Origin of the sequence: Bordetella sp. 15P40C-2 (assembly GCF_009763235.1) — a bacterium.
GTDB lineage: Bacteria > Pseudomonadota > Gammaproteobacteria > Burkholderiales > Burkholderiaceae_B > Bordetella_A.
Genome location: NZ_WSJA01000029.1, coordinates 45424 through 63030, shown reverse-complemented (window position 1 = coordinate 63030; position 17607 = coordinate 45424). Strand labels below are relative to the sequence as shown.

Annotated in this window: 12 protein-coding genes; 7 read left to right on the top strand and 5 right to left on the bottom strand. The window is 60.7% G+C overall.

Annotated features, from left to right (window positions below; genetic code table 11):
• Position 1: 1 nt before the first annotated feature.
• Both GOQ25_RS13790 and GOQ25_RS13785 read left to right on the top strand, forming a co-directional pair.
• Positions 2 to 754 carry an SDR family NAD(P)-dependent oxidoreductase gene (locus tag GOQ25_RS13790; RefSeq protein ID WP_202109468.1) on the top strand — a complete coding sequence of 251 codons (753 nt, stop codon included), beginning with the start codon at positions 2 to 4 and terminating at the stop codon, positions 752 to 754.
• A 7-nt stretch (positions 755 to 761) separates the two neighbouring features.
• On the top strand, positions 762 to 1790 hold the full coding sequence (locus GOQ25_RS13785; protein WP_160351057.1) for an alpha/beta fold hydrolase: 1029 nt from the start codon (positions 762 to 764) through the stop codon (positions 1788 to 1790).
• 199 nt (positions 1791 to 1989) lie between these two features.
• Here the strand turns inward: GOQ25_RS13785 and GOQ25_RS13780 are convergent, their stop codons facing one another.
• The 3 genes from GOQ25_RS13780 to GOQ25_RS13770 form a co-directional block, all read right to left on the bottom strand.
• Positions 1990 to 5613, bottom strand: coding sequence for a hydantoinase B/oxoprolinase family protein (locus tag GOQ25_RS13780; RefSeq protein WP_160351056.1), 3624 nt, complete (start codon positions 5611 to 5613; stop codon positions 1990 to 1992).
• Positions 5614 to 5697: 84 nt separating this feature from the next.
• Positions 5698 to 6207 carry a winged helix DNA-binding protein gene (locus tag GOQ25_RS13775; protein ID WP_160351055.1) on the bottom strand — a complete coding sequence of 170 codons (510 nt, stop codon included), beginning with the start codon at positions 6205 to 6207 and terminating at the stop codon, positions 5698 to 5700.
• Between the two features lie 267 nt (positions 6208 to 6474).
• Entirely contained in the window at positions 6475 to 7032 is a 558-nt protein-coding gene (locus GOQ25_RS13770; RefSeq protein WP_160351054.1) for a DUF2076 domain-containing protein, read from the bottom strand.
• A 304-nt stretch (positions 7033 to 7336) separates the two neighbouring features.
• On the opposite strand from GOQ25_RS13770, the gene GOQ25_RS13765 reads away from it, so the two are divergent.
• From GOQ25_RS13765 to GOQ25_RS13745, 5 genes are read left to right on the top strand one after another with little or no spacing between them, the layout of a single operon-like run.
• The gene (locus GOQ25_RS13765) at positions 7337 to 8341 is read left to right on the top strand and encodes an HlyD family efflux transporter periplasmic adaptor subunit (protein WP_160351053.1); all 1005 of its coding nucleotides are present in this window, start codon (positions 7337 to 7339) and stop codon (positions 8339 to 8341) included.
• Positions 8338 to 10140, top strand: a complete 1803-nt coding sequence (locus GOQ25_RS13760; RefSeq protein ID WP_160351052.1) for an ATP-binding cassette domain-containing protein — start codon at positions 8338 to 8340, stop codon at positions 10138 to 10140. Before GOQ25_RS13765 ends, GOQ25_RS13760 begins: the two co-directional genes overlap by 4 nt.
• Positions 10137 to 11321 carry an ABC transporter permease gene (locus tag GOQ25_RS13755; protein ID WP_160351051.1) on the top strand — a complete coding sequence of 395 codons (1185 nt, stop codon included), beginning with the start codon at positions 10137 to 10139 and terminating at the stop codon, positions 11319 to 11321. The genes GOQ25_RS13760 and GOQ25_RS13755 overlap by 4 nt, the downstream gene beginning before the upstream one ends.
• A gap of 3 nt (positions 11322 to 11324) precedes the next feature.
• On the top strand, positions 11325 to 12440 hold the full coding sequence (locus GOQ25_RS13750; RefSeq protein ID WP_160351050.1) for an ABC transporter permease: 1116 nt from the start codon (positions 11325 to 11327) through the stop codon (positions 12438 to 12440).
• A gap of 14 nt (positions 12441 to 12454) precedes the next feature.
• The gene (locus tag GOQ25_RS13745) at positions 12455 to 13978 is read left to right on the top strand and encodes an efflux transporter outer membrane subunit (protein ID WP_160351049.1); all 1524 of its coding nucleotides are present in this window, start codon (positions 12455 to 12457) and stop codon (positions 13976 to 13978) included.
• 91 nt (positions 13979 to 14069) lie between these two features.
• On the opposite strand, the gene GOQ25_RS13740 is transcribed toward GOQ25_RS13745, so the two are convergent.
• Together GOQ25_RS13740 and GOQ25_RS13735 are read right to left on the bottom strand one after the other, a co-directional pair.
• Positions 14070 to 15806 (bottom strand): mechanosensitive ion channel family protein, encoded by a 1737-nt coding sequence (locus GOQ25_RS13740; protein ID WP_160351048.1) that lies wholly within the window; start codon positions 15804 to 15806, stop codon positions 14070 to 14072.
• Between the two features lie 90 nt (positions 15807 to 15896).
• Positions 15897 to 17600, bottom strand: a complete 1704-nt coding sequence (locus GOQ25_RS13735; RefSeq protein WP_160351047.1) for a dihydroxyacetone kinase family protein — start codon at positions 17598 to 17600, stop codon at positions 15897 to 15899.
• Between the last annotated feature and the right edge of the window lie 7 nt (positions 17601 to 17607).

Sequence of the window (17607 nt, the reverse complement as noted above, 5' to 3'; positions counted from 1 at the left end):
CATGAGATTACAAGACAAAGTTGCCTTCGTCACTGGCGCGGGTAGTGGTATCGGTCAGGCGATCGTGCAACAATACGCGCAACAAGGCGCGGCCGTCGCCGTCATTGAGAAAAACGCGGAAAACGGCCGCAAAACCGCCGACGCAATCAACGCAGCCGGTGGCCGTGCGCTGTTTATCGAAACGGACGTGACCGACGAAAAGCAAGTCGCTCACGCGGTGGCGGAAACGGTTCGTACGTTTGGCAAGCTGGATATCCTGGTCAACAACGCCGGCGGTTCGCTGCCGCAGGATGGCCCGGTGACCGAGGTCGACAACGACACCTTCTGGAAGACGATCAATCTCGATCTGTTCGGGACGTGGCTGTGCTGCCGTTATGCCGTGCCGGAAATCGTCGCTGCCGGTGGCGGATCGGTGATCAACATCGTGTCGTTCTATGGCTTGGTGGGCTCGCCCTCGCGTTCGGCATACTCCACGGCGAAAGGCGGCGTGATTGCGCTCACGCGCACCATGGCGGTCGACTACGCGCCGAAGAACATCCGGGTCAACGGTATTGCTCCTGGCACGACGCTGACCGAGCGCTCGCGCAAACTGGTCGATACGATCCCTGCCCTGGGCGTTCTGAAAGGCCAGCACTTGCTGGGTCTGCTGGAACCCGAAGACATCGCGCACACGGCGGTGTACCTCGGCGCTGACGAATCGGCGCGTACCACCGGTCAGATCTTTTCGATCGATAGCGGTCTGACGGCACAGTAGGGTACGTATGGGGCTGCGATTGGATACGACGTCCGGCGATTATGAAATCTTCCGGGCAGGCGACTTTCGTCTGCAATCAGGCGAGGTTCTACCGGATGCGCGCATCGCGTTCAAGACTGCCGGTCGGCTCAATGCGCGAGGCGATAACGCGATCGTTTATCCCACCTCGTATGCAACGCGCCATACCGATATCGAGTGGATGGTCGGCCCGGGGCGCGCGCTGGATACCGACCACTATTACGTGGTCATTCCGAACATGCTCGGCAATGGCTTGTCCAGCTCGCCGAGTAATACCGACGCGGCGTATTTTCCGGCCGTGTCGGTGCTGGATAACGTGGTGCTTCAGCACGAGTTGTTGTTCGAGCAGCTAGGCGTGCAACGATTGGCCTTGGCCGTGGGCTTTTCCATGGGTGCGCAGCAAGCGTATCAATGGGCCGCGGCCTATCCCGAGAAAGTGGTGCGTCTGGCAGCGATTTGCGGTACGGCGCGTACCACGCGTCACAACGTTGTGTTCCTCGAAGGTGTCAAAGCCGCGCTGACAGGCGATCCGACATGGAATGGCGAGCAATTCGTTGGCCGTGCCGAACGCGGTCTGAAGGCGATGGCACGCGTGTATGCGGGATGGGGACTGTCGCAGGCCTTTTATCGGCACGAGCTGTATAAAGGCATCGGATACGCCAACCCGGAGGAGTTCATCGTCAACGACTGGGAACGTTTTTTCGGTCGTCATGATGCCAATGACCTGCTGGCCATGCTGCACACATGGCAACGCACAGACATCAGCGACAATCCCCTATACGGTAAAGATCTGCCCCGCGCGCTCGGTTCGATCCAGGCCAAGAGCTTGATCATGCCGAGCCGTACGGATTTGTATTTCACCGTGCCCGATATCGAGGCCGAGGCGAGCATGATTCCCGATGCCAGGATGCAAGTCATCGAGACCGATTGGGGCCATCGTGTGAATAATCCCAAGCAGAATCCTCGCGACGCGGATTTTGTGCAGGATCGTATCCGCGAATTGCTTGCGGCTGTGTGAGCGGGGCGCAGCTCGCGCAATCGGTATCGACGCTACCGTGAACGCTGTGCCTATCACCGGGCAGAGTTGCTGCCCTCATAACGTTCAGGGCCTGTATCCCTACGATTAGGGATACAGGCCCTGAATCTTATGCACGGGGCATCACGTGGGGGATGTCCGACCCCGCCATCAGCGTCAGTCGGACATTCTGGCGCAACGCTTATACCGCGCCGTATCCACCACCTCCCGGCGTTTCCACGACAAACACATCACCAGCACGCAGCTGCGCACTATCCTGCGCTGCCAGCTCTTCGACCGTTCCGTCCGCACGCTCGATGTAGTTGCGGCCGACCATCGCCGGGCTACCGCCAGCCAAGCCGAACGGCGCATACACGCGATTGTTCGACAGAATGGCCGCCGTCATGTCCTCGAGGAAGCGCATGCGGCGAATGCCACCGTCGCCGCCGCGATAACGGCCCGCGCCGCCCGAACCGTGACGGATCTCGTACGACTCGAGACGCACGGGGAAGCGCAGCTCCAGCACTTCAGGGTCGGTCAGACGAGAGTTCGTCATATGAGCCTGAACCACCGACGTACCGGCGAAACCTTCGTCATGGGGACCCGCGGCATCGATGCGCATCGGACCCGCGCCCGTACCGCCCGAGATGGTCTCGTAGTACTGATAACGCGCGTTCCCGAAGGTGAAGTTGTTCATCGTGCCCTGACTGGCGGCCAGCACGCCCAGCGCGCCATACAGCGCGTTGACGATACACATCGACGTTTCGACGTTACCCGCTACGACCGAGGCCGGCGGATTCGGGCGCAGCATCGAACCCTCGGGGATGATGATCTCGATGGGCTTCAAGCACCCCGCGTTCAACGGGATGTCGTCATCGACCATGGTGCGGAACACATACAGCACGGCGGCAACCGCAATCGCGCCAGGCGCGTTGAAGTTGTTATCCAGCTGTGCGGACGTGCCCGTGAAATCGACCACGGCCGTACGCGCTTCGCGGTTCACGCTGACGGCGACGCGAATGACCGCGCCGTTATCCAAGGGGTACTCGAACTTGCCGTCCTTCAACACCGAGATCACGCGACGCACGGCTTCTTCGGCATTGTCTTGCACGTGGCCCATATAGGCGCGCACGACATCCAGACCGAAGTGATCGCACATGCGCAGCAGTTCCTGCACGCCCTTCTCGTTGGCAGCAATCTGCGCGTGCAGGTCGGCGATGTTCTGATCCGGGTTACGCGCGGGCCAGCGGCCCGAGGCCAGGATCTCGCGTGCCGCGGCATCGCGGAACTCACCATTACGCACCAATTGGAAATTGGTGAACAACACGCCTTCGTCTTCCACAGTCTTGGAGTCCGGCGGCATCGAGCCCGGCGTGGTGCCGCCGATATCGGCGTGGTGGCCACGCGATCCGACAAAGAACAGGATCTCTTTGCCTTCGCGATCGAACACCGGCGTAATGACGGTGACATCGGGCAAGTGGGTGCCACCGTGATAGGGATCATTCACCACATACGCGTCGCCCGGCTGCATGCGGCCAGCGTTGGCGTTCATGATGGTTTTGATCGACTCGCCCATCGATCCCAGGTGCACCGGCATGTGCGGTGCGTTGGCAATCAGATTGCCTTCGGCGTCAAAGATCGCGCAAGAGAAGTCCAGGCGTTCCTTGATGTTGACCGAGTAAGCGGTATTCTGCAGGCGATAGCCCATCTGCTCGGCGATGGACATGAAGAGGTTGTTAAACACCTCCAGCATGACCGGATCGGCCTGAGTGCCCACGGCACGACGTTCCGGGCGTGCCACGACACGCTTGAGCACGATGTGATCGAGCTGCGTCAGTTCTGCCTGCCAGCCAGGTTCAACGATGGTCGTCTGGTTCGGCTCGGAGATGATCGCGGGTCCTGGGATGACATCACCCGGAATCAGATCCGCGCGTACATACAGCGGCGTGTCGCGCCATGCGCCCTGCCCGTACATCTGCACGGTTTCGCGCGCGGCGAGTGCGGTGTCGCGGGTGCGCGTTTCTGGTTGCTCCGTCGCCGGTTCACCACCGCCAGTCGCCTCGACGGAAATGGTCTCGACCACGAGTTCACGACCGGGCATCAGGAACGAGTAGCGCTGACGATACGCGGCCTCGAAGTCCTTTTGAACTTGCTCGATGTCCGCGAACGCGACTTCCAGCGCGGTGTCGGTGCCCCGGTATTTCAGGTGCAGACGACGCAATACACGGATCTGATCTTGCGGCACATGCTGACGTTCCAGCTCGCCTTGAGCTTGTGCGGCCAGCTCGTCGAGCTCGGTTTGCAGTTCAGACATCAACGCAGCGTCGAGCACTTTCTCCACGCTCTTTTGACGCATATCCGTCTGATCGGCCAAGCCCATACCATAGGCCGACAGCACGCCGCCCAAGGGGTGCGCGAAAACCGTCGTCATGCCCAACGCGTCGGCAACCAAGCAAGCGTGTTGACCGCCCGCGCCACCGAACACGGTCAACGCGTATTCGGTGACATCGTGGCCGCGCTGCACAGAGATGCGCTTGATGGCTTCGGCCATATTGCCCACGGCGATTTCGAGGAAGCCTTCAGCCAGTTGCTCAGGCGTCATCTCGCGGCCCGTAGCCGTGCGGATTTCGTCAGACATCGCGGTAAAGCGTTCGCGTACGACGTCGGCATCCAGCGGCTGATCGGCCTGCGGGCCAAAGACACGCGGGAAGTAATCTGGCTGAATCTTGCCAAGCAAGACGTTGCAGTCCGTCACGGCCAACGGGCCGCCACGGCGATAGCACGCCGGGCCGGGGTTGGCGCCAGCCGAATCCGGGCCCACGCGCAGACGCGCCCCATCGAAATGCAGAATCGATCCACCACCCGCGGCAACGGTATGGATGCTCATCATCGGCGCACGCATGCGCACGCCAGCGACTTGCGTATCGAACTCGCGCTCGAATTCACCCGCATAGTGCGACACATCGGTGGACGTGCCACCCATATCGAATCCGATGATGCGATTAAAGCCAGCCAGCTCGCTGGTGCGCACCATGCCTACAATGCCGCCCGCCGGGCCGGACAGAATGGCGTCCTTGCCGCGGAAGCGATGCGCATCGGTCAAGCCACCGCTGGATTGCATGAACATCAGGCGGATGCCGGGCAATTCGCTCGCCACCTGATCGACATAGCGCTTCAAGATGGGCGACAGATACGCATCGACCACCGTGGTGTCGCCACGCGAGACATACTTGATCAACGGACTGACTTCGTGCGAGGCCGATACCTGCGTGAACCCGATCTCGCGCGCGATGTCGGCGGCGCGTTTTTCATGTGCAGGCGCGTACCAAGCGTGCAAGAACACGACGGCGACCGAACGCACGCCATCGTCATAGACACGCTGCAGATTCTCGCGCAGAGCGGCTTCGTCCAATGGACGTACCACTTCGCCTTTGGCGTCCATGCGCTCATCGGCTTCGACCACGGACTCGTACAGCAATTCGGGCAAGACGATGTTGCGATCAAAGAGGCGCGGACGGTTCTGATACGCGATGCGCAGCCCGTCGCGGAAACCCTTGGTGGTCACCAGAACGGTACGCTCGCCTTTACGCTCCAACAGCGCATTGGTCGCGACCGTGGTGCCCATCTTCACGCATTCGACTTGATCGGCGGGTACGGGCTGTCCGGGCGCGATGCCCAGCAGTTTACGGATCCCGGCAACGGCCGCATCGCGATACTGCTCGGGGTTTTCCGACAGCATTTTCGCGGTGGTGGTGGTCCCATCGGGGCGTCGCGCCACGATGTCGGTAAACGTACCCCCACGATCAATCCAGAATTGCCATTTCATAAATAACCTCGACTACTAGAGGCCGCCGGGGCGTATGTCGCACCGGTCGGTTGTTGCTGGCGGGGCAATACCCGCGTGTTTGAATCAAAGAGAGGTCGCCGCTCGCGCCGCCTGGTCGTACAAGCCGGATAGCGCGCGCAGCGTATGCGCCAGTTGGCGGCTGAATTCGAGTTCGCCGCCATTTGGCGCGGTCAAGCCCGTGGTCAGGCACTGCTCGCGGATCTCCCCATACCGTTTGATGATGGCCGCGCCTTCGGGCGTCACGCTATAGAAGACTTCCTTGCCGTTGCGCTCGCCACGCACCATGCCCATGCGGTCGAGTTTCTTGAGCGCATAGTTGACGATATGGGTGTCTTCGATATTCAGCGTGAAGCAGATATCGGCGAGCTTCTTCGCCCGCTGGCGATGGTAGACGTGGTGGAACACCATGACGTCGGTTGGCGTCAGGTCCGGCAATCCGGCCGCGGCCATGCAGCGAACGATCCAGCGGTCGAACGCATGGCTGGCGATCATGAGGCCGAATTCGACTTCGGAAAGATCGGGGGCACTGCCGTCGGCAAGATGGGCCGACGAAGCGATGAGGGGCGGCGGCATGAGTAAGAGGAAGGACGAACTACAGGTGTACGAATACTATCAATTTGTCGATAATTCATCAATAAAAAGTGAATGAACGGTTTGGTCGAGCTTTGTCGCTCGAGCAGACGCGTCGTCTTTGCCAACCCGCAGGCTTGACTGCGCGAAGTGTCTTTCGCTTCCAGAAACGAAATCGGGGGTAAAGGCCTTGCGACCTTCACCCCCGATTCACGGATTCAGATGGTTTGCCGATGCCACCCGACGCGAGCCACGAATTGGCGTGCGCTTTCAAACGTCCATATCGCCGCCATCATCCGAGTAATCGAATCCATCGTCATACTGCTCGGGCGCCGCTTCCTCTTGGGCAGGAGCCGGCTCGTCCTGTGGCGGAGGTTCCGCCGCGTGGGCGTTATTGCCCGTAAAGAGGTTCCCGAGCAGGTTACCTAGCATCATCCCGCCCGCGACCCCCAACGCTGTCTGCATGGCGCCTGCCATAAAGCCTCCGCCGGCGGGGGAAGCCGCACTCCGGCCAAAACCCGTCGTCATCCCGCTTTTCGCCGGCTCTCGAGGCGCGGCGCTGCGGCCAAACCCGGTCGGTGGCGTGGTGGCAGGCCGCGACGCCTGAGCAGGCGCTTTTTCCAACTCCTGCAGGCGTGCCTGTGCCGTCTTCAGCGCCTCTTGTTGCACCAACACGGTTTGTGCCAGGTAATAGGCCGATCCGGGATTTTTCTGCAGTTCCTGGCGGATCAACTGTTCGGCTTCAGGATCGCGCTGAGGGGCTTGTTTTTCTACCTCTCGAATTCGGTTGAAGACGCTCTCGATAGCATTACGGTCCTGTTCGTTCATTTTGAATTCCTCATGGAGCAGTTGGAGCTTCAAGCGGTGGCGCGACCGCAGTCGGTCTGAGTCGCCGTGTTGTGAAGAGACCAATGGCATACCGCTTTGGTTCCCGTTAGCCTCCAGTTTCGTCGAGCTTCACCGTCATTAGCTTTGTAAGCTCTGCCGTGCAACCATAGCGGGAGCGAAGGCTACCAGTGCCCAATAGCGTTAGGAACATTTCTTGCTGTACCCCGCAGCCGCGCGAGCGTCTGCTCAATCTCTACCTATAACTGAATGCGCCGGGCGGCGACAATAGTTGGAGCATAAAAACATGAAAAAAACCGTCATTGCTGTCGTGATCTTGACGGGTTTGGCAATACTTGGCGGCGTGTGGTGGTACACCAAGGCTAATGTCGACGACAACAACTTAGCCCTTCACGGCAACGTTGACATCCGCCAAGTGTCACTGGCCTTCGATGGTAATGGACGCGTCATGGCGCTGCATGCCGAAGAAGGCGACAGCGTCAAAGCCGGTCAGGTTCTTGGCGTATTGGACACCAAAACCCTGGAATTGCAGGCGCAACAAGCTCGCGCCCAGATTGAAGTGCAGCGGCAAAACCTGCTACGCCTGAGCAACGGTTCGCGTCCCGAAGAAGTCGCGCAAGCACGCAGCCGTCTGGCCGCCGCACGAGCGGATGCGTCGCGCGCGCAGCAGGATTTGAAACGCCTGCAGGGGATCTCCGCCAATACGCAGGGACGGGGCGTCAGCGCTCAGGAAATGGATCTCGCGCGTAGCAACGTAAAGGTCGCCCAAGCCCGTGCGGCGGAACAAGAAGAAGCATTGCGCATCGCGGAAATGGGCCCGCGCAAAGAAGAATTAGCTGCGGCCGAGGCGCAATTGCAAGCGTCCCAAGCGCAGCTCGCGCTTTTCGAGCATCAGATCGCTCAAGGGGAACTCAAGGCGCCAGCTGATGCGGTCGTGCGCTCGCGCTTACTGGAACCGGGCGATATGGCCACGCCCCAGAAAGCCGCATTCTCGTTGGCACTCACGCAACCCAAATGGGTGCGCGTCTTCGTGAGCGAATCCGATCTTGGCCGAATTCAACCTGGCATGGCCGCTAAGGTTTATACGGATAGTCGCCCTGGTCAGCCGATAGACGGCAAGGTGGGTTATATCTCTTCGGTGGCCGAGTTCACGCCCAAATCCGTGCAAACCGAGGAACTGCGCACCAGCCTCGTTTACGAACTGCGCGTGCAGGTCGAAGACCTGGACAACCAACTCAGGCTGGGGCAGCCGGCGACAGTGCGATTCCCTGGAGGCGAGACACCCCAATGAGCGAGCGCGAAGCCATCGTCCTAGCCCGGGACCTGCGCAAGACATTCGCCTCGCCTACCGGTGAACCGCTGCACGCCATTAACGACATCTCGCTAAAAGTAAGGGGTGGCAGACTGACCGCGTTGGTGGGCCCGGATGGCGCGGGCAAAACCACGCTGCTGCGCATGGCCGCCGGTCTGCTTAAGCCGAATGCGGGTACGTTGGAGGTGCTTGGCATCGATGTCGCCAAGAATCCTCAGGCGGTGCAGGATCGCATTAGCTATATGCCGCAGCGGTTTGGCCTGTACGAGGATCTGGGCGTACAGGAAAATCTGGACTTGTACGCAGACCTGCACGGCGTGCCGCGCGACGTACGCCGCGAGCGCTTTAGCCGGTTGCTGCACATGACGGACCTGACGGATTTCGTCCACCGGCCGGCAGGCAAACTCTCTGGCGGTATGAAGCAAAAGCTCGGATTGGCTTGTACCTTGGTCCGATCGCCCGATCTTTTGTTGCTCGATGAGCCCAGTGTCGGTGTGGACCCCCTGTCGCGCCGCGAACTCTGGAAAATCCTGCAGCAACTCGTGCAGGAGGAGCAGCTCAGTGTGCTGGTGAGCACCGCGTACATGGACGAAGCCGAACGTTGTGCGCATGTCTATGTCATGAGTGAAGGCCGCGTGTTGGCCGATGGACCGCCCGACGAACTGGCCCGCCGAGCGCGGGGCTTGACCTTCATGGTGGCGCCTGAGGCCGGTACGCCAGCGCGGGATCTGCAAGCCAGGCTGATCGATGCCAGAGCAACGATCATCGACGCCGTGCCTAAAGGGGGCTCTGTGCACTATATCCGCCATCCTGAGGCTCAGTCAGGAGACCTGGATCGATTGTTCTCGGGCCTACAACCTGTGCCATGCCAGGAAGAGCTGGAAGACGCCTTCATGATGATGTTGCGACAGAGCCAGCATCAGCAAGAGGACGTAGGGACAGGTGGCGCGCGCATTGCTGCTTCGGATACGGTCGCTCGGGAGAGTGCCGGGGACGGAAAACCTGTCATTGTGGTGCGCGATCTTGTGCGTAAGTTCGGCGATTTCACCGCTGTCGCGAGCACCTCATTCGATGTGGCGCGCGGCGAAATCTTTGGGCTGCTCGGACCCAATGGCGCGGGTAAGACGACAACATTTCGCATGTTGTGTGGACTGCTTCCCGCTTCCAGCGGACATCTCGAAGTGGTGGGGTTGGATCTGCGCCGCGCGCGCGCACAAGCACGTGCTCGCATAGGCTATGTCTCGCAAAAATTCGCGCTCTACGGCAACCTCTCCGTGCGCGAAAACCTGGAGTTCTTTGGCGGCGTCTATGGCTTGCGCGGCCGCAGGCTGCAAGAGCGCGTGAGCGCCACCATTGAACAGTTTGGCCTGGCACCAAATGCGATCAGCGGTCTTTTGCCTGGAGGCTATAAACAGCGCCTTGCGATGGCGGCGGCCTTGCTGCATCAGCCAGAGATTCTGTTCCTTGATGAGCCAACCAGCGGTATCGATCCGTTGGCACGACGCGCGTTCTGGCGCACGATCACATCGTTGGCCCAACAGGGCGTGACCATCATCGTCACGACGCACTTCATGGAGGAAGCCGAATACTGCGATCGCATCGCGATTCAAGACGCTGGAAAAATGCTGGCGCTCGGCACACCGCAGCAGGTGCGCGAGCAGGCTGGGCAGGGACGAGACGCGAGCCGACAAATGGATATGAATAGCGCCTTCATTGCCATCGTGGAACAAGGACGTGCAGAGGCGACGGCGTCGCATAGGTCGGAGGCACTGGCATGAACGTTGAACAAGCGCCGCGCCAACCAGACAACAGCCATACCCGCGTGCGCGCTCAGGGCTCGGGCTTTAGCGGCCGCTTTTTGGCGCTATTGCGCAAGGAAATCAGGCAGGTGTTGCGCGACAAAAGCGATCTCGCCATCGGCCTGTTGTTGCCGGTCGCGCTGATCTTGCTGTTCGGCTATGGTCTGTCCTTCGACGTCAAGAATGCACCCATCGCGGTGGCCATGGAAGACCGGGCGCCTCTGCCCCGTGAGATCGTCGCCGGCATGCAGGGGTCGGACTATCTCGATCCTCTGATCGTGCCCGACATGCGCGAGGCCGAACGCTTGATGCGAGCGGGCGACGTGGTGGGCATTCTGCGTATCCCGGTGGATTTCTCGCGTCGTTTCAATCAAGGCGACGCCCGGGTACAACTCATACTGAACGGCGTAGACTCCACTTCCGCATCCAGTATCGAAGGCTACATCAATGGCGTCTTAGGCACCTGGGCACAACGTCAGGCGGATCGCGGCGGCAACAAAGCCGGTGCCGCCGGCAGCGTGGAAGTCGTGCAGCGCATGTGGTTTAACGAGGCCGGAGAAAGCCGTTGGTATCTGGTGCCGGGGCTTATCGTGCTGGTGCTCACCTTGGTAGGCGCATTTCTGACCTCGCTATTGATTGCACGCGAATGGGAGCGCGGGACATTGGAATCCCTGTTTGTCACGCCGGTGCGGCCCTTGGAAATCGTGTTGTCCAAGATCGTGCCGTATCTGGTGATAGGGGCGATTGATTTGCTGATGTGTCTGCTGGCCTCGCACTTTCTCTTTCACGTGCCGGTGCGTGGCTCGCTGTTCGTCATCACGATGGTCTCGATGCTGTACCTGGTGGTGTCGCTACTGCTGGGGCTTTTCATATCCGCCGCGGTGCGCAATCAATTTCAGGCCAGCCAGATCGCGCTATTGGCGAGCTTCATGCCTGCCATGATGTTATCCGGGTTCGTGTTCGATTTGCGCAATATGCCAGCAGTGATCCAGTACATCAGTCAGCTGTTACCCGCCACGCACTTCATGGTGTTGATCAAGACGCTGTTTCTGGCGGGGGATCACTGGCCTACGATCGCGCAGAGTTCCGCTGTTCTGGCGCTGTATGCGGTGTTGCTGACAATCGGCACCTGCCGCAAGCTGCGCAAAAGCCTGGAGTGACGTATGGCTGCCCTCCTCGTCACCCTCGCCCAGATCGCCGCGCTCATCCGCAAGGAAATCCTCGACTTGCTGAAGGATCCCTCGGCCCGGTTCGTGCTTTTCGCACCCGCTTTGATTCAAGCGTTGTTGTTTGGCTATGGCGCGACATACGATTTGAACCACGTGCCGTACGCCGTGCTTGATCAAAGCCGGGGCAAGGCTGCGACAGAGTTGCTGGCGCGGCTGGACGGCACGGGAGTGTTTCATCGGGTCTCCACGCTCAGCTCGTCGAATCAGATCGCCGAGACCATCGACAGTAATCGAGCGCTGGTGGTGCTGGCGATACCCGCCGATTTCGAACAGCGCCTGGAGACGGGCCAACGCGCCCCGCTACAGGTCATTCTGGACGGACGAAATTCCTTGACCGCCAGTTCCGCGGCAGCCTATGTCAGCTCGATCGTGGGCAGCTACAACGCTTCGAACGGAACGGGCGCACCAGGCATACAAGTGGATAGACGCGCGTGGTTTAACCCTAACCTGGAGTCGCGTTGGAACATGATGCCGGCCCTGATAGGCGCGCTAAGTATGCTGCAAACCTTGCTGGTTGCCGCCTTGTCCGTCGCGCGCGAACGGGAGCAAGGCACGTTTGATCAGCTACTGGTCACGCCGCTCACGCCCATGCAGATCCTCATCGGTAAGGCGGTACCCGCGATCATTATCGGCCTGATGCAGTCAACGATTATCTTCCTGGTGACGCGATTCTGGTTTCAGATACCGATGAGCGGCTCGGTCGTGTTGTTGTACTTGGGGCTGCTGACGTTCACCATCGCTTCGGTGGGTCTGGGTTTATCCATATCGGCACTGTCATTGACCATGCAGCAAGCGATGCTGTTCTCGTTTTTGCTCATCATGCCGCTAATGCTGCTCTCGGGCCTGTTGACCTCCGTGCGCAATATGCCCGAGCCGCTGCAAGTCGTCACCTACGCCAACCCGCTGCGCTTTGGCACGTCTATCGTGCGGCGTGTTTATCTGGAGGGCGCGGGTTTTACTGATGTGGCGCTTGACTTCATACCATTGCTGGTGATGGCCGCGATCACCCTGCCCCTGGCGGCGTGGTTGTTCCGTAACCGGTTAACTTGATGCGGATACTCGCTATGTTCGATGAACGACGACCAGGTTTTGCATCGTTGCTGCTGACGATCAGCGTGGCCACGTTGACGCTGGCTGGATGTACGGTTGGACCGAACTTCACCAAGCCCACCACACAGGCGCCGGACGACTGGACCAGTTGGCGCAGTGTCGATGACAGTCTGCGGGTCACGCCAGCCTCGGATGCGGCTTTGCCACCGAAGTGGTGGCGTGCGTTTGAAGATCCCGTGCTGGACCGGTTGCTGCAGCGTGCATTCGAGGCCAGTCCCGATCTGATGACAGCCGCATTACGCTTCGCGCAAGCGCGTGCACAGCGCGACACGACGGCGGCGCAGCGTGGCCCGGACTTGTCCGCGAACGGCGGAGTCACGCGCCAGCGGCAAAGCGAATATGGCGCCGGCACCCGGCTGATCGATGCCGTCGCTGGCGGCGCGAATCGCGATGAGGTGGTCAAGCTGCTGTCCGAGCCATTTACGTTGTACCAGGCAGGCTTTGATGCCTCGTGGGAATTGGATTTGTGGGGCCGCGTGCGCCGTTCCGTCGAAGCCGCGGATGCCGATGTCGCGCAGCAAGCCGCGCTGCTGGATATGGCGCGGCTCTCGCTTGCCAGCGATGTGGCCCGCGCCTATTTTGGTTTAAGAACAGCTCAGCGTCAGATAAGCCTCACGCGCGAGGATATCGCCGCCTTGCAGGAGCGCCTGTCGCTGCTCGAAGCCTATGTGCGCGGCGGCACAATGAATCATTTGAATCTGCAGCAGCAACGCGCAGAGGTCTCTATGCTTAAAGCGCAGCTGCCGGGCCTGCTGGCGCAAGAGGGCGCGAATATCAATCAAATCTCGCTGCTGTTGGGCGTGCCGCCCGGCGAACTGCGGCAGGAGTTAACAGCGGCTCCCACGCAGTTGAATGCACGATTGCCCGATCTGGCCCTGGGCCTGCCCTCCGAGGTTGCAAAGCGTCGTCCCGACATCCGCGCGGCCGAGGCGCGCTTGCATAGCGCGACGGCCAATATCGGCATCGCCCAGGCGGCGTTATACCCCAGCATCCGCCTGGGCGCCCGATTCGGGTATGAGAGCTACTTGAGCGGTGAATTCGCGGACTGGGGCAGTCGTACCTGGTCCATTGGTCCCAGCCTGGATCTACCGATCTTCGATCATGGTCGGCGAAAAAGCGTGGTGCGCTTGCGTGAACTGCAGCAGCAAGAGGCGGCGGTGAACTATCAGCAAACCGTCCTGAAAGCTTGGCAGGAAATCGACGACGCCCTGAGCGCCTATACGGCCGATCAGCAGGCGCTCCACGAGCAGGAATTGCGCGTGCAAGCGGCGCAGGATGCCTACCAGTTGGCCCAGGCGCGTTACGAAGGCGGAGCCGCCGACTTCCTGACTGTGTTGGATACTCAACGCAGCTATATCGCAGCGCGCCGCGATCTGGCCACGAGTCAGGGGCAAATGAATAATCGATATGTGGCGGTCAACAAGGCGCTGGGAAATGTCTCTTCGCCGCCAGTGACGCAGACGCCCGCGCCTCAATAGCGCCGACAGCGGGTGTGTGCGCGATTGCACACCTGTCGGTGCGCGTACGGTTATCTGTTCTGTTACGCGCAGAACAGATAACCATATCAACTCAATCTGCGCTCACCGACGTATGCTCGGTATAGGAATCAATGTGCGACTCAGAACTTTGACGTTGAATCCGCTCGGTCCCGGCGGTGCTGACAATCCGCGGCTGTACCAGCTTGATTTGCAGCGCTTCGATCAACTCAAAAATGCTTAGCAGCAGCGACTCCTGCACATCGAGAAACTTCGTATAGTTATCCGTTTGTACATAAGCGCGGATCTCGACTTCGAGATGTCCAACCGCGACGCCGGTCCAGCGCACGCGCGGCCAACCGTCTTTTTTCTCCACCATGGGTTCAGCGGCAAGCAGCTCGCGTAAGCGCTCGAGCAACTGTCGTAGCCGCGCAGGCGGTGTATCGACTTGCAGTGCCAACGTATGGATGAACAGACACTTATTGCGGCGGGAATAGTTCACGATCTTCATCCTGGCCAGATCGCTATTGGGCACCGTGACCAGCGTGCCATCCATCGCCCGGATCCGGCTCGAGCGCGTGCCGACCATCTCCACCGCGCCGCGCTGATCGCCAAAACTGATCACGTCCCCGATACGGAACGGGCGGTCCACAAAAAGCGCTACGCCACCAAACAGGTTCTCGATCGTCGATTGCGCGGCCAGCGCCAGCGCAAAGCCGCCAACGCCAATCCCCGCGATCAAACCTAACGCCGGGATGCCGATTTCATTAGCCCCATAAATCAATATGGCGCCTACCGATCCAATCGCCGCGACGCGCGCGGTCAGACGCAGCAGATGTGCATCCAGACTATTTCCCGCGATCCTGGGCGAATTGATGATGGTTTCGGCGATGAGATAACAAGCAATCCATACCGCCCAAGCGACCACGACATAGAACGCCGCCGTAGAAAGCAGACGCTCGCCCGTTGCGAAGTACCCCGCGGGGTTCAGATGCGATATGACAAACCAGTCGCCAATCGAATACAGAAGCAACAGCATGGTCGGCAGCGTGAATTGCCACCCCAGGCGCCGCACTTCGCTACCGCGACGGCGCTGTATGCGTGTCAGCCGCGCCCATAGCACCGCGACGACCAGCATAGCGAAGGCCACGATAGCAATCGCGATAATTTTCCAGAGGGGGGTGCTGAGGTAGACGACCTTCAACGCGTCGGGCACGTGGCTTGTCAGCCAGTTGGGAATCAGCGGCCCGGTCGCATTGATATGTTCCTTGTGCAGCGAGTTGTAGCGTCTGGGCTGTAGTACCGGCAGATCCTCCACCCGATGATAGTAATCGGCAAGGTCCGCGATACTTTGTGCCGTGATCAGATACTCGTCCGATTGCGGCCCGCCTTCCATCTTGGCGATCTGGATGTCCGTGCCTGGTATGGTCCAACGCGCCGGTAATGCCTTATCGCTCGGGCTGCCACCAGGAATATCCTTCACGTCGACGGGAGGCAGGCGCACGAGAATATCGGCCAAATACGTCATCGCCGCATTGCCAACCTTGACCCGGTTGGCCGAGGGAACGTCGGCCAGATCCAGCAGTGCGCGCAGGCGACCGAACTGATAACGTATCTCGCGTAGCTTCTCGAAGCTCTTGTCCGCTTTGTAATCGGTGTAGAGCTCTTCGAGGCGATCTATGCCTGCCACGAGCGACTGGTAGGTCTCGCTTGGGCTGGAGGTATTTACCGGGGACAGCGCGCGCTCGGCCATGGCGTAGGTCGGCGCATTCATGGCAACGATCATCCACGCCGCGCAGCATCCCACCGCCAACGCCCGATACCATCTCATCAGAGCCGCCACTTGTTTTTCCTTTCTCGTCCTGCGAATCACGTGAATTATCCACTACGATCGCCTGCTTGGACGACAAGGTGGCGATGCTCAGGTCGCGTCGAGGCTCTTATGTATGGCGTCGAGCCAAAGTGACACGGCAACCGCGCCACCGTCTGGCACCCCCACGGCGCGTTGACCCAGATAGCTGGCGCGCCCCAGGCGCGGCTGCATGTTCGCTGTCTGGTCGGCGGCCGCTTGGGCTGCCTGAGCAGCCTGGTGGAAAGCGTCCAAGCCACCCGCGCCTTTGCTCAAGGCCTTGGCCCATGCCTCGCTCGCGGCGGCCAGCGCGTCCACCATCGTACGATCGCCCGGTTTGGCGCCGCCCATGTCCATCACGCCAGCCAGCGCCGCCGCGAAAGCCGCATGCCACTGCGCCGCGCTGGGTTGCGCCACGCCAGCCAGTTCCCGGCTGGCACGCAACAGCCCTATCGCGTAAAACGGCCCCGAACTCCCCGCAATAGCCCGGCGCATGCCTTGAGCTAGCGCGGCCAAGAACTGAGCCGGGGTGTGATAAGCCGCATCTGGCAGATCCAGAATGGCTTGTGCGCCGCGCGCCATGCTTGCGCCCAAGTCGCCGTCACCCGCTCGCCCATCGAGTTCGCCGAGCTCCGTCTCCGCTGCGATTAGCGCATGTGCCACATCGGTAGCCACGCGACGCAGCGTGTCCGTTAACGGCCCTGGCGAGGAACCCTCGGTTTGCGTGGATTCCGCAGCCCCAGGCACCGCGACCGTCGCCACCGGACCGCCCAGATGCGCGGACGGCATCCACGCTGACGCTTCGCTGGGGGCGTCCAACAGCTCGAGCAATTCCTCGTCCACCGGTAACACCGACAAAGAAACGCCTGGCATTTCCAACGCCGTCATGAAATTGCCCACCCATGCGCGCACCGGCGTCAGGCCGCGCGCACGCAAACTGGCGATCGCATGCCTGGCCACGATCTGAAGCTCCAGCGGCGGCGTTGCACCCAAGCCATTGACCAGTAAGGCCACACGCTGCGCACCAGCCGGAATTTCCTCGCAAATGTGCCCCAGGATATCGTCGACGATCGCATCGGCAGGTTTCATCGAAACGCGCTCTACGCCTTTCTCTCCATGAATGCCCAAGCCATATTCGATTTCATCCTCGCCCAACGTAAAGCTTGGCGTGCCCGCCGAAGGCACCGTGCAAGCCCCCAATCCGACACCCATGGAGCCCACCGCACTCGCCGCGCGCGTGGCAATCGCCGCGACCTGCTCTAACGGCCATCCCCGCGCCGCCGCGGCACCGGCGATTTTATGGACCAACACGGTACCGGCGATGCCACGCCGGCGTTCCGCGGGAACCCGGTCGCGCAAGGACACGTCATCGGCCACCAGCACGATCTCGACGGGAATACCGGCTTCGCGGGCCAGTTCAGCCGCCAATCCGAAATTCAGTCGGTCCCCGGTGTAGTTCTTGACAATCAGCAACGCGCCCGCCGGACCGGCGGCGCATCGAATACCCGCCAGCACCGCATCCACGCTGGGCGAGGTAAACACATCACCGGCCACGGCAGCGGTCAGCATCCCGGCGCCCACATATCCCGCATGCGCGGGTTCGTGCCCACTGCCTCCACCCGAGATCACCGCGACGCGCCGCATCTGCGGGTCGGCAAGCTCGCGCTGGACGACAATATTCTCGCCTTCGACCAAGGCCAGATGCCCCGTGCTGGCTACCAGCCCTTCGAGGGCTTCGCGCACGATGTGGCGGGGATCATTGATGAGTTTCTTCATGCGAACT

Coding starts and splice junctions, on each gene's coding strand:
- GOQ25_RS13770 (WP_160351054.1), bottom strand. CDS start 7,032: ATGAACGAACAGGACCGTAATGCTATCGAGAGCGTCTTCAACCGAATT.
- GOQ25_RS13745 (WP_160351049.1), top strand. CDS start 12,455: ATGTTCGATGAACGACGACCAGGTTTTGCATCGTTGCTGCTGACGATC.
- GOQ25_RS13785 (WP_160351057.1), top strand. CDS start 762: ATGGGGCTGCGATTGGATACGACGTCCGGCGATTATGAAATCTTCCGG.
- GOQ25_RS13780 (WP_160351056.1), bottom strand. CDS start 5,613: ATGAAATGGCAATTCTGGATTGATCGTGGGGGTACGTTTACCGACATC.
- GOQ25_RS13790 (WP_202109468.1), top strand. CDS start 2: ATGAGATTACAAGACAAAGTTGCCTTCGTCACTGGCGCGGGTAGTGGT.
- GOQ25_RS13775 (WP_160351055.1), bottom strand. CDS start 6,207: ATGCCGCCGCCCCTCATCGCTTCGTCGGCCCATCTTGCCGACGGCAGT.
- GOQ25_RS13755 (WP_160351051.1), top strand. CDS start 10,137: ATGAACGTTGAACAAGCGCCGCGCCAACCAGACAACAGCCATACCCGC.
- GOQ25_RS13760 (WP_160351052.1), top strand. CDS start 8,338: ATGAGCGAGCGCGAAGCCATCGTCCTAGCCCGGGACCTGCGCAAGACA.
- GOQ25_RS13765 (WP_160351053.1), top strand. CDS start 7,337: ATGAAAAAAACCGTCATTGCTGTCGTGATCTTGACGGGTTTGGCAATA.
- GOQ25_RS13740 (WP_160351048.1), bottom strand. CDS start 15,806: ATGAGATGGTATCGGGCGTTGGCGGTGGGATGCTGCGCGGCGTGGATG.
- GOQ25_RS13735 (WP_160351047.1), bottom strand. CDS start 17,600: ATGAAGAAACTCATCAATGATCCCCGCCACATCGTGCGCGAAGCCCTC.
- GOQ25_RS13750 (WP_160351050.1), top strand. CDS start 11,325: ATGGCTGCCCTCCTCGTCACCCTCGCCCAGATCGCCGCGCTCATCCGC.